At 61.6% G+C, this 13,283-nt stretch carries 15 protein-coding genes; 6 read left to right on the top strand and 9 right to left on the bottom strand.

Annotated elements, in window-relative coordinates:
* The first annotated feature begins 70 nt into the window (after positions 1–70).
* Both LB543_RS27235 and LB543_RS27230 read left to right on the top strand, forming a co-directional pair.
* Positions 71–1,087: a succinylglutamate desuccinylase/aspartoacylase family protein gene (locus LB543_RS27235; protein WP_140764087.1), complete on the top strand. Its 1,017-nt coding sequence runs from the start codon at positions 71–73 to the stop codon at positions 1,085–1,087.
* Positions 1,084–2,028, top strand: coding sequence for a threonine/serine dehydratase (locus LB543_RS27230; protein ID WP_140764085.1), 945 nt, complete (start codon positions 1,084–1,086; stop codon positions 2,026–2,028). The genes LB543_RS27235 and LB543_RS27230 overlap by 4 nt, the downstream gene beginning before the upstream one ends.
* 234 nt (positions 2,029–2,262) lie before the next feature.
* On the opposite strand, the gene LB543_RS27225 is transcribed toward LB543_RS27230, so the two are convergent.
* From LB543_RS27225 to LB543_RS27220, 3 genes are all read right to left on the bottom strand, one after another.
* Positions 2,263–2,595 (bottom strand): NAD(P)-binding domain-containing protein, encoded by a 333-nt coding sequence (locus tag LB543_RS27225; protein WP_318013015.1) that lies wholly within the window; start codon positions 2,593–2,595, stop codon positions 2,263–2,265.
* Positions 2,596–2,618: 23 nt separating this feature from the next.
* Positions 2,619–2,702 carry an NAD(P)-binding domain-containing protein gene (locus LB543_RS34235; RefSeq protein ID WP_411908791.1) on the bottom strand — a complete coding sequence of 28 codons (84 nt, stop codon included), beginning with the start codon at positions 2,700–2,702 and terminating at the stop codon, positions 2,619–2,621.
* Positions 2,703–3,307: 605 nt separating this feature from the next.
* Entirely contained in the window at positions 3,308–3,880 is a 573-nt protein-coding gene (locus LB543_RS27220; RefSeq protein WP_224616350.1) for an NADPH-dependent FMN reductase, read from the bottom strand.
* A 248-nt stretch (positions 3,881–4,128) separates the two neighbouring features.
* Here LB543_RS27220 and LB543_RS27215 point away from each other — a divergent pair, with 248 nt between their 5' ends.
* Together LB543_RS27215 and LB543_RS27210 are read left to right on the top strand one after the other, a co-directional pair.
* On the top strand, positions 4,129–5,403 hold the full coding sequence (locus LB543_RS27215; protein WP_224616349.1) for a M20 family metallopeptidase: 1,275 nt from the start codon (positions 4,129–4,131) through the stop codon (positions 5,401–5,403).
* A 205-nt stretch (positions 5,404–5,608) separates the two neighbouring features.
* Positions 5,609–6,277 (top strand): trimeric intracellular cation channel family protein, encoded by a 669-nt coding sequence (locus LB543_RS27210; protein ID WP_140764082.1) that lies wholly within the window; start codon positions 5,609–5,611, stop codon positions 6,275–6,277.
* A 59-nt stretch (positions 6,278–6,336) separates the two neighbouring features.
* On the opposite strand, the gene LB543_RS27205 is transcribed toward LB543_RS27210, so the two are convergent.
* From LB543_RS27205 to LB543_RS27185, 5 genes are all read right to left on the bottom strand, one after another.
* Entirely contained in the window at positions 6,337–7,737 is a 1,401-nt protein-coding gene (locus LB543_RS27205) for a mercuric reductase (RefSeq protein WP_140764081.1), read from the bottom strand.
* 148 nt (positions 7,738–7,885) lie between these two features.
* Complete coding sequence (locus tag LB543_RS27200; protein ID WP_224616348.1) at positions 7,886–9,277, bottom strand: c-type cytochrome; 1,392 nt, start codon at positions 9,275–9,277, stop codon at positions 7,886–7,888.
* Positions 9,274–10,908, bottom strand: coding sequence for a GMC family oxidoreductase (locus LB543_RS27195; RefSeq protein ID WP_224616347.1), 1,635 nt, complete (start codon positions 10,906–10,908; stop codon positions 9,274–9,276). The genes LB543_RS27200 and LB543_RS27195 overlap by 4 nt, the downstream gene beginning before the upstream one ends.
* Before the next feature lie 9 nt (positions 10,909–10,917).
* Positions 10,918–11,376, bottom strand: coding sequence for a sugar dehydrogenase complex small subunit (locus tag LB543_RS27190; RefSeq protein WP_140764079.1), 459 nt, complete (start codon positions 11,374–11,376; stop codon positions 10,918–10,920).
* 108 nt (positions 11,377–11,484) lie between these two features.
* On the bottom strand, positions 11,485–11,859 hold the full coding sequence (locus LB543_RS27185; RefSeq protein WP_224616381.1) for a DoxX family protein: 375 nt from the start codon (positions 11,857–11,859) through the stop codon (positions 11,485–11,487).
* 492 nt (positions 11,860–12,351) lie between these two features.
* Between LB543_RS27185 and LB543_RS27180 the strand changes: the two genes are divergently transcribed.
* On the top strand, positions 12,352–12,540 hold the full coding sequence (locus tag LB543_RS27180) for a hypothetical protein (protein WP_140765855.1): 189 nt from the start codon (positions 12,352–12,354) through the stop codon (positions 12,538–12,540).
* A 124-nt stretch (positions 12,541–12,664) separates the two neighbouring features.
* On the opposite strand, the gene LB543_RS27175 is transcribed toward LB543_RS27180, so the two are convergent.
* Complete coding sequence (locus LB543_RS27175; protein ID WP_224616346.1) at positions 12,665–12,892, bottom strand: cytochrome ubiquinol oxidase subunit I; 228 nt, start codon at positions 12,890–12,892, stop codon at positions 12,665–12,667.
* On the opposite strand from LB543_RS27175, the gene LB543_RS27170 reads away from it, so the two are divergent.
* Entirely contained in the window at positions 12,885–13,235 is a 351-nt protein-coding gene (locus LB543_RS27170; RefSeq protein WP_140812122.1) for a hypothetical protein, read from the top strand. The two genes, LB543_RS27175 and LB543_RS27170, sit on opposite strands and share 8 nt — an antisense overlap.
* Positions 13,236–13,283 lie beyond the last annotated feature (48 nt).

Raw genomic sequence — 13,283 nt, 5'->3', positions numbered from 1 at the left:
GCGGGGGTTTTCCGCCCCCGCCGCCCTTTCTCGGCCCGCTTCCATCCCCACAAGAGTTCCAAAGAGAAACATGGCTCGCATGTCCACCGCCCGCACCACCATCGACTTCGACCGCGCCGGCAAGCAGGTCGGCTTCGTTGACATCCCGCATTCGCCACATGAAGACGCCTGGGGCGCGACGCGCATCCCGATTGCCGTGATCAGCAATGGCAGCGGCCCGACTGCGATCCTGCAGGCCGGCAACCATGGCGACGAATATGAGGGGCCGATCACGCTCGGCGAAATGATCCGCGATCTCGACCCGGGCATGGTCAGCGGCCGCATCATCTTCCTGCCGGCGATCAACCTGCCCGCCGTTCTGGCCGGCCGCCGCACCTCGCCGGTTGACGGGCTGAACCTCAACCGCACCTTTCCGGGCGACCCCACCGGCACGATCACCCAGCAGATCTCGGCCTATGTCAGCGACATCGTCATGCCGCTCGGCCACGCCTATGTCGATCTTCATTCAGGCGGCTCCTCGCTCAACATCCTGCCCAGCGCCATCATCGAGCCGGCGCCGGATGCCGCCCACCGCAAGCGCAACATGGAGGCAGTACTGGCCTTCGACGCGCCGCTGACCGTCGTCATCGACAATCTCGGCGAACCGCGCACCTCGACAGCCACATCGGTGCGCGCCGGGCTGACCACGGTCGGCACCGAGATGGCCGGCGCCGGCACGGTGTCGCTCGATGCGCTCGGCATCTGCCGCAAGGGTGTGCGCAATGTGCTCAGCCATCTCGGTGTGCTGCCGCCGACCGGCAAGCCGCGGGCCGCGCGACCTGAAAAGATCCTGCGCATTCCCGGCCATGACGGCTATGTGCTGGCAACGAGTGACGGTGTGTTCGAACCGTTCCATGCTCTGGGCGCCGTGGTCCATGCTGGCGAGGACGCCGGCCGCATCCACAATCTGGCCGATCCCGGCCGTGCGCCCGAGACCGTGCGCTACCTCTCGGACGGCATCGTCTATGGCCGCCGCCAGCCCGGCCGTGTCGTCGTCGGCAATTGCTGCGTCACTGTCGCCACGCGCTACGAAGGAGAGCTGGCGTGATTGCGCTGGAAGACATCCGCGCCGCCGCCGCGCGCATTGAGGGCAACATAAGACGCACGCCGATGATCGCCGGTTCCAATTTCAAGACACCCCTGGCCGGCGATGTCGAACTGATGCTGAAATTGGAACTGCTGCAGGTCACCGGGTCGTTCAAGGCGCGCGGCGCCACCAACAAGCTGCTGTCGCTGGACCGTGCGATGCTGACGCATGGCATCGTCACCGCGTCGGGCGGGAACCACGGCATTGCCACCGCGCGCGCCGGTCTCATGGCCGGCGTGCAGACCACCATCTTCTTGCCCACCAATGCCTCGCCGGCCAAGATCGAGAAGCTGCAAGCCTGGGGTGCGGCCACACACATCGTCGGCTCTGCCTGGCATGAATCGAACGAGGCGGCTCAGGCCTTCGTTCGTGAGACTGGTGCGGTCTACTTCCACCCGTTCGCCGACCCGGCGGTGGTGGCCGGGCAAGGCACCGTCGGTCTCGAAATCCTCCACCAGATGCCGGACGTGACGACGGTGCTGGTCGCCATGGGTGGCGGCGGGCTGATCAGCGGCGTGGCGACGGCGATCAAGGCGCTGGCGCCGCATATCCGCGTCGTCGGCGTGGAGGCGGCGGGCTCACCAGTGCTGCTGCGCGCGCTCGAAGCAGGACGCAACGTGGCGCTGGACAAGGTGACGACCTCGGTGGCGACCATGGCGTGTGCTAAGACCGACGACCGCATCTTCGACATTGTCAGTGACAAAGTCGACGAGATCGTGCTGGTCGATGACGACGAGATGCTGCGCGCCGCGAAGGGCCTTTGGTTCGAGATGGGCCTCGCCGCCGACCTCAGTGGCGCGGCCGCGATAGCCGCAATCGCAGAAGGCCGAGTACGGCTGAACGCGAGCGAGCGGATCTGCGCCATCGTTTGCGGTGCGGGGCCGGATGCGATCCGGGGATAAGCTGACTGGTGTCAGAAAAGCGGACAAAAGCTGTGCCTGCATCGCACGACATCCCATTTGGGCACGCTGCTCGGGAGAGCACCGGAGGTTCGTTCAGTTACGGCCGCGCACCCTTCATCGAGATTGCCGTGCCTCGAGCTATGCCACTCTAACCCATCAGACGATGGCGGAAGGTTTGTAGTGGCATGTTCGATACGCTCTCCCGCGTTACGGCCGATTTGTTATGCCGCAGGCTTATCCCTGCCCATGGACGTGAACAGGTGCGTCGCGGATACCGCGTTGAACAGCGCCCGAATGCCCGCCGCTCACCGCCGCGCTGATCAGCGTGAAATCGCTTTCTGCTTCGACCTTCTCACCCAGCCCGTTCGTCGTCTCGGGGTGGAGCGTGCGCATGATGATCGTCTTGCCCCTGGCATGCGCCGCGAGCCGGCCCTTTTGACCAAGGATGACCTCGACGTTCTGTGCATAGTCGCGCACCGTCGAGGTGATCTCATCGTCTGACTGTTCGGCGACCTCCTTGAGCGTATCGACCATGGTGATGCCGGCGCCGCCCGCCTTCTCGTAAATGCCCTTGAAGGCGTCTTAGCCGATCACCTCGAACCCGGCCTTTTGAGGTTGACGGCCATAGGGAAGCCCATCGTTCCGAGGCCAATAGATCCGATCTTCTTGCTCATGATCCTGTTCCTTCAGCAGATTGTGCGCGTTCCAGGTCAGCCCTTGACCCAATTCCGGTCTTCCACGGGATCGTTGCGCAGGTTGAAGTCTGGCTGAACCCAGATAGTATTCTGTAGAAACCGAGAACGATCATGGCATCGGCCAGCGCTTGCACAGCGAAGTGCTCAAGTGTGTGCTTGAACAGCACCGGAGCGAAAGGATCGCCTTGCCGAATCGCAGGAAGACCCGCTCACGTTCATCGAACACGTCGGCGTCCTCTAGACGGATTCGGGACCATTGAGTTAACGCGCGGCCGTGGGCATACGCACCAGACCGAGCGCAATAGCCTTGACCCGGATCCTGCCGCGGCGAATACCGCACGCGTTGAGGCGGAGAAGACAACGGTGTCAACTCTCGTGCGCTACTTGTGCTTCGGGCAAGTCATTGCCAGGAATCCTGGGTTCGGTTCCTTCAGCATATGCAGCGTTTGGCGCGGCGGCTTAACGCTCGGCCGCGAATTCCCACATGGTACCAATACCATGGTCCGCTCGCCGCTTGGACAAAGCAAGAGAGACATCGACCACAGATGGAAAGGCAAGGGATAACGCGCCCCTTGTAGCGGCCTCTACGCATCTTTCGGCAGCACTGAACGAACCCTCGCGATGAAGGTGTGGAAATCCTGCATGAAGGTGCGCAGGAAATCGGCGGTGCCGTCATTGGTGACCTCGCCGTCATCGGTGATCAGCCCCGGTGTGAACTGGATATAGGCTTCCGGGGCGTTCATCTGGGGCGAGTTGCAGAAGCCGAGCACGCTGCGCAGATTCTGCTGGGCGACGGCGGTGCCGATTGCGCCTGGCGACGTGCCGATCACTGCGGACGGTTTGCGGGCAAACGAGTTGGTGCCGTAGGGGCGGCTCGCCCAGTCTATCGCATTCTTCAACCCGCCCGGGATCGAACGATTGTATTCCGGCGTGACGAACAGCACAGCATTGACGGCTGCGATGGCCGCCTTGAACGCCTTGCCGGCGGGGGGATAGTCGGCATCATAGTCGTAGCTATAGAGCGGCAGGTCCTTGAAGGAGATCTCCGACATTTCGAGTTCGGGCGGCGCCAACCGCACCAGTGCTTTGGCGAGTTTGCGATTGATCGAGCCTTTGGCGAGGCTGCCGATGAGATAGCCCACTTTGTGCGTAGTCATAAGGGTCTCCTGCTTCGTCGAGCCGTGTCTGATCGAAAACCAACCCCGCATCCCAGAAAATCATTGTTTGCCTGTTGAATCCGATTGTCACCCTGATTGTGCGGCAGCTACGTTGGCGCGAGACAAGGTCACGATCAGTTGATTGCGAAGATCCACCTTGCCGCCGCTGTGGATGGTCGTGATCATGATCGCGACTTGGCCGGACCGTTTCAGAGCCGGGAGGCATCGAGGACGAACAGGAGTCCGTCATGACAAAGCATGTCCACACCAAAAGCGTTTCCGCCATGTTGAAGGACATGACCAAGCTGCTGCCCGAGCTTGAGGCGCTCTACAAGGATGTCCACGCACATCCCGAGCTCTCGATGCAGGAGACGCGCACCGCGGGCATTGCCGCCGACAGGCTCAGAAAAGCTGGCTTCGAGGTGACGACTGAGGTCGGCAAGACGGGTGTCGTCGGACTGCTTCGCAATGGTGAAGGACCGACGGTGATGCTGCGCGCCGATATGGATGCACTGCCGATCGCGGAGAACACTGGCCTTGCCTATGCCAGCAAGGTTACGGCGAAGGACGCCGAAGGCAATGTTGTGCCGGTCGGCCATATGTGCGGTCACGACATGCATGTGGCCTGGCTGGTCGGGGCGGCGACACTCCTGTCGCGGACGCGCGATGCCTGGAAGGGCACCTTGATGGCCGTCTTCCAGCCGGGCGAGGAAACCGCGCAGGGCGCCCAGGCCATGATCGACGACGGGCTGCTCAAACGCTTTCCTCAACCTGACGTCGTGCTTGGCCAGCACGTCATGGTCGGTCCCTCCGGATCCGTTGCCGGCAGCGCCGGACCCATCACCTCCGCGGCGGACAGCCTGCAAATTCGCCTGTTCGGGCGCGGCGCGCATGGCTCGATGCCGCAGGCCAGCATCGATCCCGTCGTCATGGCGGCGTCCGTCGTGCTACGGCTGCAGACTGTTGTTTCCCGCGAGGTTGCAGCCAACGATGCGGCGGTGGTCACGGTTGGCGTGCTGCAGGCGGGCACCAAGGAAAATGTCATTCCCGACGACGCCGTCATCAAGCTCAATGTGCGGACATTCGACGCTGGCGTGCGTAAGCATGTGCTTGCCGCCATCGAGCGGATAGTCAATGCTGAGGCCGAAGCCTCGGGCGCGCCGCGCAAGCCGGAGATAACGCCGCTCGACCGCTACCCGCTTAACGTGAATGACGAAGCCGCCAGCAACCGCATCGCCGAGGCGTTTCGCGGTTATTTCTCGCCAGATCGGGTGAAACATACCGGCCCAGCCCCAGCGAGCGAGGATTTTGGCTGCTTCGGCACCGCATGGCAGGTGCCCTCGGTGTTCTGGTTCGTGGGCGGCAATGATCCCAAAGTCTATGCCAAGGCCAAGGCGGCGGGAAAGCTGAACGAACTGCCGGTTAATCACAGCCCGCAATTCGCGCCGGTTCTGCATCCCACCCTGGAAACAGGCGTCGAGGCGTTGGTCGTTGGCACGTTGGCCTGGCTCGGTGCGGCGTGACATTCGCCTGCCAGGATTGTGGTTGTCGGGATTGCCTTTTGCTTGCATGCGAACTTTTCTGAAGTCGTTTCGCGCTTGCGGTCTGGCATTTTGGACCGCCGAACGTCCCCTCAGATGGACAAAGAAGATTGGGTACTTGATTGAGCCCGGATTTACCGAAAACCGGTATCAGTCTGGCACCCTAGCCTTCACGAGTAGGAACGGCATGGTCGCCATTGGAACCTTCGTGCACGTTCTCGACTTGGTCGGAACCTTCGTCTTTGCGATCAGCGGCGCAGTTGCGGCAGTCAATCGGCGCCTCGATATTTTCGGCATTCTCGTGCTCTCATTCGTTGCCGGAAATTTCGGTGGGATTACCCGGGATCTCTTAATTGGCGCAGTGCCGCCGGCGGCCCTGACTGACGGACGATATCTGCTGGTTTCGGTTCTCGCCGGGCTCATCGTTTCCTTCTGGTATGCCGGTGTCGACAGGCTGCGCGAACCCGTTCTGTGGTTCGACGCGGCGGGACTGTCGCTTTTCGCCGTCGCCGGTGCGCAAAAGGCAACTCAGTTCGGATTAAGCCCGGTAATGTCAGCCCTGCTCGGCATGTTGACTGGCATCGGTGGTGGCATGTTGCGGGATGTTCTTCTTGTGGAAATTCCACAGGTGTTGCGTTCCGATCTATACGCTGTGGCAGCACTGGCCGGTGCATCCATCGCCGTCGTCGGCAATATGCTCGGTTTTTCCTATGGCATCTCGGCATTGGCCGGAGCAATCTTGTGTTTCGGCCTTCGCTTCATGGCGATCAGACATGGCTGGCATCTGCCAGTCGCCCATCTGTCGGCGCAGCGGCGCGCTGAAACAGATAATTCGAGCGATGAGGAGCCACGCTGAATCCTCGGTCGCGGTATGTCCACGGCCTCCGCCGGGCACCGTCCGGCCTCTCGTGGCGCCTACGATCCGTTGCGGGCCGCAACATTCGAGAACAACGCACCGAGGCCCTCCGCCATGGTCGGATGCGCCAATATGGCGTCGCGCAGGTGCGTGTATGGCAGGCCGGCGAGCATGGCCGTCTGTACCGTGGCCATGACCTCGCCCGCTTCCGGGCCGACCATGACAAAGCCAAGAATTTGGTCGTCATCCGCGGAGATGATCGCCTTCATGAACCCCGTGGTTTCGTCGATGGTTCGCGTGCGCAACACCGCCTTCATCGGAAGCCGCGCGACCCGCACCGCCATACCCTTGCGCATCGCCTCATCTTCGTTCAGACCCACCCGCGCGAGGGGCGGATCGGTGAACATGCAATACGGGACCAGCCGGTCCCGTGTCGTGCGAATTCCTCCAGCGAGGTTATCGCGGATGATCCGGAAATCGTCGTAGGAGACATGCGTGAACTGTGGGCTGCCGGCACACTCCCCGATCGCCCATACGTTGCGCGCGCTTGTCTCCAGCCTTTCGTTGACATGAATATATCCGCGATCGTCGAGCTTGACGCCCGCCGCTTCGAGTCCGATTCCCGCTGTGTTGGGAACGCGGCCGGCCGCCACCAGAATGTCGCTGCCTTCCATGGTCCGCTCGCCCGAGGGCGTGCGCAGCACGAGGCTGATTGTTCCACCGGATTGACCTTTCACCCTGAGAATATCCGTCGACAGGCGTATGTGGATGCCTTCCGCGGCCAGGAATTGCTCTACTTCGCCACCGACATCGGCATCTTCGCGGCGGGCCAGCCGAGATCCACGATCAATGACGGTGACCCGGCTGCCGAAGCGACGGTAGGCCTGGGCCAGTTCGAGACCGACATAACCGCCTCCCAGCACGATCAAATGCGAAGGGACATAGTCGAGATCGAGTGCCTCGATATTGGTGAGCGGCGCTGCGTCAGTCAGGCCGGGCACGTCCGGGATCGCGGGGCGGGTCCCGACATCGAGGAAGATTTGATCAGCACTCAGGACGCGTGTTCCACCGTCGTTCAGGCCTACCTCGATCGTCTTCGATTCCACCATGCGACCACTACCCATGACAAGTTCGGCGCCGCTCGCCTTGTAGTTTTGCAGATGCATCGCGATCAGGCCTTCGACCATGTCACGCTTCCGCTGGCGGACTTTGCCCATGTCGACCGTAACCGCACCAGTCCGCGTGCCGAATTTAGCGGCATGGCGCGCCAGATCCGCGACCTTCGCGCTCCAAATTTCATTCTTGCTGGGGAGGCAGTTGATGTTGGGGCAGGAACCGCCAATCCATCTTCGTTCCACGACCGCGGTCCGACGCCCTGATTTTGCCAGGTGCCACGCGAGATACTTGCCGCCCTCGCCGCTTCCGAGAACCAGGGCATCGAACTGTTCCGGCAGGGCCATCACCATCTCCGCCAGGCCATCGCATCTGAACGGATTCATTCGACGCGGCTTGGGTCTTTGTTTTTATGCATCCCCTCATCCCAAAGCAGATCAGTATTTGGGCGACATGCACAGGGTTGAGAGCGTCATGTCACACCGTGACTTCCGCTCAATGCTGGACCACAACGGCCCTATTTCTTCGCCGACGCAGCCATAGGACGACAAGCCCGATCAGCACCAGCGCGCCGACGACCATGGCCACTCGTATGGCCGGAACCAGCATGGATTTCTGCGTGCCGGCGCGCAGCTCCGAGACTTGCCCAACGTCCACTTTGGCCGCCGGGTTGCCAAAATGCTGAATCAGATAGGTGCCCAGCGTGGCAATTTGCGTATCCGAAAGTTCCTTCGCGAAGCCGGGCATCAGAACGTCCGGTTGGCGACGCAGGCCCTCCAGCATCACCATCACCAAATTGTTGGAATTTTCTCGGCCGAGCGCGGTGTTGTGCAGCAGCGGCGGCAGACCGCCTTCGAAACTGCCCTGCCCTTGTGCCTGATGGCAGCTCGCGCAATAGGCGTCGTAGAGCTGCGGGCCGCTCATTTTGTCGCGATCCTGCGGCAACGCAAAGCCGCGGATACTCTCCAGTTCGTCCGAAGGACTGCCCCATGCAAAGACCGGCTTCGTGTCGACGGCATCGTGAGCCGCCGGTATGGATTTCACGTAGACCGCGATCGCCTGCAAATCTTCAGGCATCAGGAATCGCAAGCTGTTGTCTACCGCTTCCGCCATCGGACCGGCCGCCTGGCTCTTGCCGGCGGCATGGCCGTCACGCATGTAAGTGACCAGTTCCTCGACGCTCCACCCGCCCACACCACTGTTGGCATCGGAGGTGATGTTGGGTGCATGCCAGAAGCCGACATCGCCGCCGGCCATTTCGCTGGAGGTCTTTTTCGCCATGAATAGATTGCGAGGCGAATGGCAGGTACCGCAATGCGTGGGTCCACGCGCCAGATAGGCGCCGCGGTTCCATTCGGCGTCATGCGCCGGATCGGGCTTGTAAGGGCCGTTGTCGAGGAACAGCAGGTTCCAGGCCGCCATCGACAGGCGAATGTTGAACGGAAACGGCAGTTTCGTTTCGGCGGGGCTAGTCTCGACCGGGGCCACGCCGTTCATGAAAAACGCATAGAGTGCCTCGACGTCGTCGCCCGACAGCAGTGCATAGGCCGTATAGGGCATGGCCGGGTAGAGATGCTTGCCGTCGGCACGCACGCCCTTGCGCAACGCCGCGCCGAACTGCTCCAGCGTATAGCTGCCGATACCGTTTTCCTTCGACGGGGTTATATTGGTTGACATAATGGGCCCGATCGGCGTTGCAAGCGGCAGGCCGCCCGCCATCACCGCGCCGCCGGGAGCGGTGTGGCAGGCCACGCAATCGGAGGCAGTAGCGATATACTTGCCGCGGGCAATCTGATCCATATCCGCGCTAAGAGCAGGGTTCACGGCAATCGACAGCGCCAAGGCAACACCTGAGCGGCGAAACAGGCGAGGCATGGCGCGGCTCATGATTTTGCCGCGCCGCCAGCAGCGCCGGTCGAGGCCGCTTGCTGTCCCAATATGTGCGCAACCGAGCGCAGTGCTACCGCCAGGCCATTTTCCGTCGAATTGCAAGTCGCCGCTGTCGGCAGCACACCGGTGCTGGCGAGAAACAGGTTCTCGTGATCGTGCGCGCGACCATAGCCGTCGCAGACCGAGGTCTTGGGGTCGCTGCCCATGCTCAACGTGCCGCAAATATGCTGGTTGTTGGCGAAGTCTCCGTTCTTGCTGAAGCGCAGATTGGTGCCGCCCATCAGCTCGGCAATGCGCCGAAAATCCTGCTGGGATCGCTCATGGCCCCGCACGGTATAGTCGGCGATCGCATAATGCGCCTCGGGCTTCGGGATGCCCATCGCGTCCTTTTCCGAACTGAGCGTGATCCTGTGCTCAGGGTCCGGCAGGACTTCGAGCACGTTCTTCACGTTCATCTCGCGCGCCGCGCTGAAGCGCAGGCGCTTTTCCAATTCAGCGCCGTAGACACCCGCTGCTATCAGGCTCTTCGTCGCACCGTCGACCCGCGAGATATTGGTGAAATCGAGCCGGTAAGGCGCATGTTCCGAGCGGAACGCGCCGTCGCGCATGGTGTTGATGGAGCTTGGGCTTTGCGGCCCGCGCCCCAGCCACACGTCCTCGTCCGCGTCGAAGGTCAGCGACGTGCTGGGATGATCCATCAAATTGCGCCCGACCATGTCGGAGCTGTTGCCGAGGCCGTTCGGGAACTTGTCGCTGGCCGAAAGGAGCAACAGGCGCGGGCTCTCGATGCCGTTAGCGGCGACGATGAAGGTCTTGCCAGTCACCCGATGCGAGGCCTTGTCGGAATCGTAGTAGAGTGCCGCCGCGATGCGACCCTTTTCGTCATGTTCGAGCTTGTAGACATTGGCGTTGGCGATCAGTCTTGCACCAGCTGCTTCGGCGGCCGCCGCGGCAAGCCCGCCATGATACTGGGCGTCGATGGGGCAGATCGGCTGGCAGGAGTTGTTGCCGCAGCAGGCTGGCCGGCCGTCATAAGGGCGGCTGTTGCGCGCCGTGGTATTGGACACGACCGGATAGTCGGAGACAAGCCGTTCGCGCAGGCGGCGCATGGCATAGGGTTCGGCCACAGACTCCATCGGAAACGGCTTGTTGCGCGGCGAACCGGTGTTGGGCGCACCCGAAACGCCCATGATCTCCTCCGCCTCCTGGTAGAATGGTTCGAGGTCGTCGTAGCTCATCGGCCAGTCGACGCCGACACCATAGAGGCTCTTGATCCTGAAATCGTTGCGTACGTTGCGCCAGGCATGCGCCGCCCAATGCCACGTCGTGCCGCCGACCTGCCTGATGTACTCGGCCGCGTAGGGATATGGCCCGGCCTGGATGAGATGGTTGTTCGGCTCAGGTTGGTAAACCGGGTGCGGCGCCCAGGAGGCGGGCGGATATGGCGACATCCAGTCGCTGCGGCGGGTGGAGTTGCGGAAGCGCGCCACCAGTTCGCCGCGGGTGACGCGGGGGCCCGCTTCGAGGATGATCACCGACGCACCCGCGAGCGCCAGCTTGTGCGCCACCAGTGAACCGATGATCCCCGAGCCGACGACGATAAAATCCGCTGACAGGATGTCGGCCATCATATTCCCTCAGATCGGTTTTCTGATCCAGCTGCCATAGGCCCCATAGGCGTAGGTCGGCGGCTTCAACACATCGGCAACTGCCTGCGCGTTGAGTGCCGTCTCAAAAGCGAGACAGCGCGCCTTCGCGCCGTCGCCGACGATGCCCATGTACCAGGCCGTCACGATCCGCCAGGGCACAAGCTTGAGCGGCGAATTTTCGTCGTTGAGAATCTTCTGCAACTGCATGGGATCGATCTTGCGCTGCTCGATTGTGTCGAGCAGCGCCTTGGCGGCCGCAGGAAACCCGGGCTCGTCGGCGACAAGCGCTGCGTATAAGCGTCGGGCTTGCGCCTGATCGAGCGACTGGCGGCCGACCAGAATGGCGGAAACCGCCAGGAAAGCACCGCTATCCGCATCGGTCTCCTCCTGGGCCAATGCCCACGGTATCAAAGAGGCCGTATAGGCTGAAACCAGCCCAAACAGCATCAGTCGCCGGCTAGGATTCGGTGGATCGATTGAATCGGCAAGCCTTTCCACGACCTGTCCTCGCTAAGCGCAACGCACAATCGCTGCTTTGACTATCGCCTCAAATCGTCAAAACCCGAAATAAGGCGATGCGACCAGCGTGGCTGCTCCGTCGCCCAGAAGAAACACTGCAAAAAGAGCCGCAGCCCAGAACGCCGGATATTCCCAGCCGCCGTCGGTGTTGCTGAACAGCCATCCCTTTTTGCCGTGCACGGTGACGACGGTGCCAAGGATGAGCGGCACCAAAAGCAGGGCGACATAGCGCGGATAAATGCCCAGGATGAGACAGGCCGCGCCACCCAGTTCCGCCACGATCGTCACATAGGCCAGCCAGCCGGGCAGCCCAAGCGACTTGAAAAAGGCAACGGTGCCGGGAATGGTGAAAACCCTGACTTTGAGCATCGCGTGGGCGATGAACATCGCGCCGAGGCAAAGCCGTAGCAGAAGGTCCCGCTACCTGATCGATCATGGGCTTCCCCCCGGTCACGGCAATGCCAGACGACCGACGCGCTGAGTGCCCTCCAGCCTACGCTGGCCCTGTCGGGAGTCAATGCCGCAAGGGTAGTTGCTGGGTAGTTGCCTGACGGACTGCAAGATCACGTCGTTCGGGACCGGTTATGCGGCCCGAGATGAAGCGCAACATGCCATGCATGGTTGCGTTGGCATCGCGTCGGGAATGAAACGGCATCCAGACACGATTTTGACGCTTAACGAGCTGCGCCTTGGTTAAACGGCGTCACGCCCGAAATTCCGTTGGCATGAGGCGACGCCGTTGGCGTGCCGCGCAACGGAGCGGCGGCAATCTGTTCTTAGCCTTGCTGATTTTCCGGTGCCAAGGACTGATGTGCATCTGAACGAGAGATTCAAGTATGACCACGCTCGACTTGCACGGAGCTTGGTGGTTTGGTGTCTGGCTGAAGCGGCGAGGAACGGGACATGGGAAGGCTCGGTCGATTCATACTCTGGCTGTTTATCGCGCCGGGCGACATTATCTCGGATCGACTTGGCGTCACCAAGGAGCAAAACCGCGACCTTGTTCGCATGCTTTTTAATTCGCTCTTCTGGATATTGATTGTCATCATCGGCTTGGCAATCTGGACATCACGAATGTCAGCGTTCCAATAAACTAGGCCACCGTTTGATTCAGAGAATGGCGGCAGGCCGAGATAACGCAAGAACACCGGCCAGAACGAGTTTGATCGAGCCCGCAATATTGCGCTTGGTGTTTGACTTCAGCTCAGCGGCGTCTTCAAAGGAAAGTCGCGACGCCCCTTTCCGGCAACTTTGTCATCGCGATGAACGAGGCCATTCCGACGGTAATTGCCGGCAGCAGGATGTGCCAGCCAATCAGCCAGGCAAATTTCAGCCGCGACAGGAATGCACGATTTCCATTGCTCGCCTCCTCAAATTCGCCGAGAGGGAAATCTGGCTGTGCAAAGCAATGGCAATTAGAGCACTTGCTAAACGCTGTGGTCATCGACATCTTTCTCGAGCGCATGTCCAGCCTCTTCAAGGCTGTAAACAAGGCGAGGCGGCAGGCACAGCGGGAAGCGAACCGCGAACGCCTCGGGGCAATGATCATGCGCTATTACAGAATCTTCATCCGCGATCACAAGAGCAGCGGGACTTGCGAGCAGGGTGCCGAGATCCTCGAGGAGATCCAGAGTCAGCTCGACGACACGCCGCAGTCCGACGACGTCCGCATCCGCATCCAGCTCAAGGCAGAGCGCACGAAAGCGCCCGACCCTGACGTGACTCCTAAACCGGAGACCACACAGGCAGCCTCTTCGGCGCGCCTTTCTGGATTCTGTCCCTGCTGACGGGCGTCTTCCTGAACAAGGGGCCGAAGCAGATCCGGTACATGCTGA

The sequence above is a fragment of the Mesorhizobium sp. ESP7-2 genome, from assembly GCF_020164715.1.
Classification (GTDB): Bacteria; Pseudomonadota; Alphaproteobacteria; order Rhizobiales; family Rhizobiaceae; genus Mesorhizobium.
Note: the sequence above shows the minus strand (reverse complement) of the source record. Positions and strands in the feature narration are given on the sequence as shown.

Bases quoted from the DNA above. Each gene is read 5' to 3' on its own strand.
- LB543_RS27235 (WP_140764087.1), top strand. From the start codon at position 71: ATGGCTCGCATGTCCACCGCCCGCACCACCATCGACTTCGACCGCGCC.
- LB543_RS34235 (WP_411908791.1), bottom strand. From the start codon at position 2,702: ATGAGCAAGAAGATCGGATCTATTGGCCTCGGAACGATGGGCTTCCCT.
- LB543_RS27220 (WP_224616350.1), bottom strand. From the start codon at position 3,880: ATGACTACGCACAAAGTGGGCTATCTCATCGGCAGCCTCGCCAAAGGC.
- LB543_RS27215 (WP_224616349.1), top strand. From the start codon at position 4,129: ATGACAAAGCATGTCCACACCAAAAGCGTTTCCGCCATGTTGAAGGAC.
- LB543_RS27210 (WP_140764082.1), top strand. From the start codon at position 5,609: ATGGTCGCCATTGGAACCTTCGTGCACGTTCTCGACTTGGTCGGAACC.
- LB543_RS27205 (WP_140764081.1), bottom strand. From the start codon at position 7,737: ATGGCCCTGCCGGAACAGTTCGATGCCCTGGTTCTCGGAAGCGGCGAG.
- LB543_RS27200 (WP_224616348.1), bottom strand. From the start codon at position 9,277: ATGAGCCGCGCCATGCCTCGCCTGTTTCGCCGCTCAGGTGTTGCCTTG.
- LB543_RS27195 (WP_224616347.1), bottom strand. From the start codon at position 10,908: ATGGCCGACATCCTGTCAGCGGATTTTATCGTCGTCGGCTCGGGGATC.
- LB543_RS27190 (WP_140764079.1), bottom strand. From the start codon at position 11,376: ATGCTGTTTGGGCTGGTTTCAGCCTATACGGCCTCTTTGATACCGTGG.
- LB543_RS27180 (WP_140765855.1), top strand. From the start codon at position 12,352: ATGGGAAGGCTCGGTCGATTCATACTCTGGCTGTTTATCGCGCCGGGC.
- LB543_RS27175 (WP_224616346.1), bottom strand. From the start codon at position 12,892: ATGACCACAGCGTTTAGCAAGTGCTCTAATTGCCATTGCTTTGCACAG.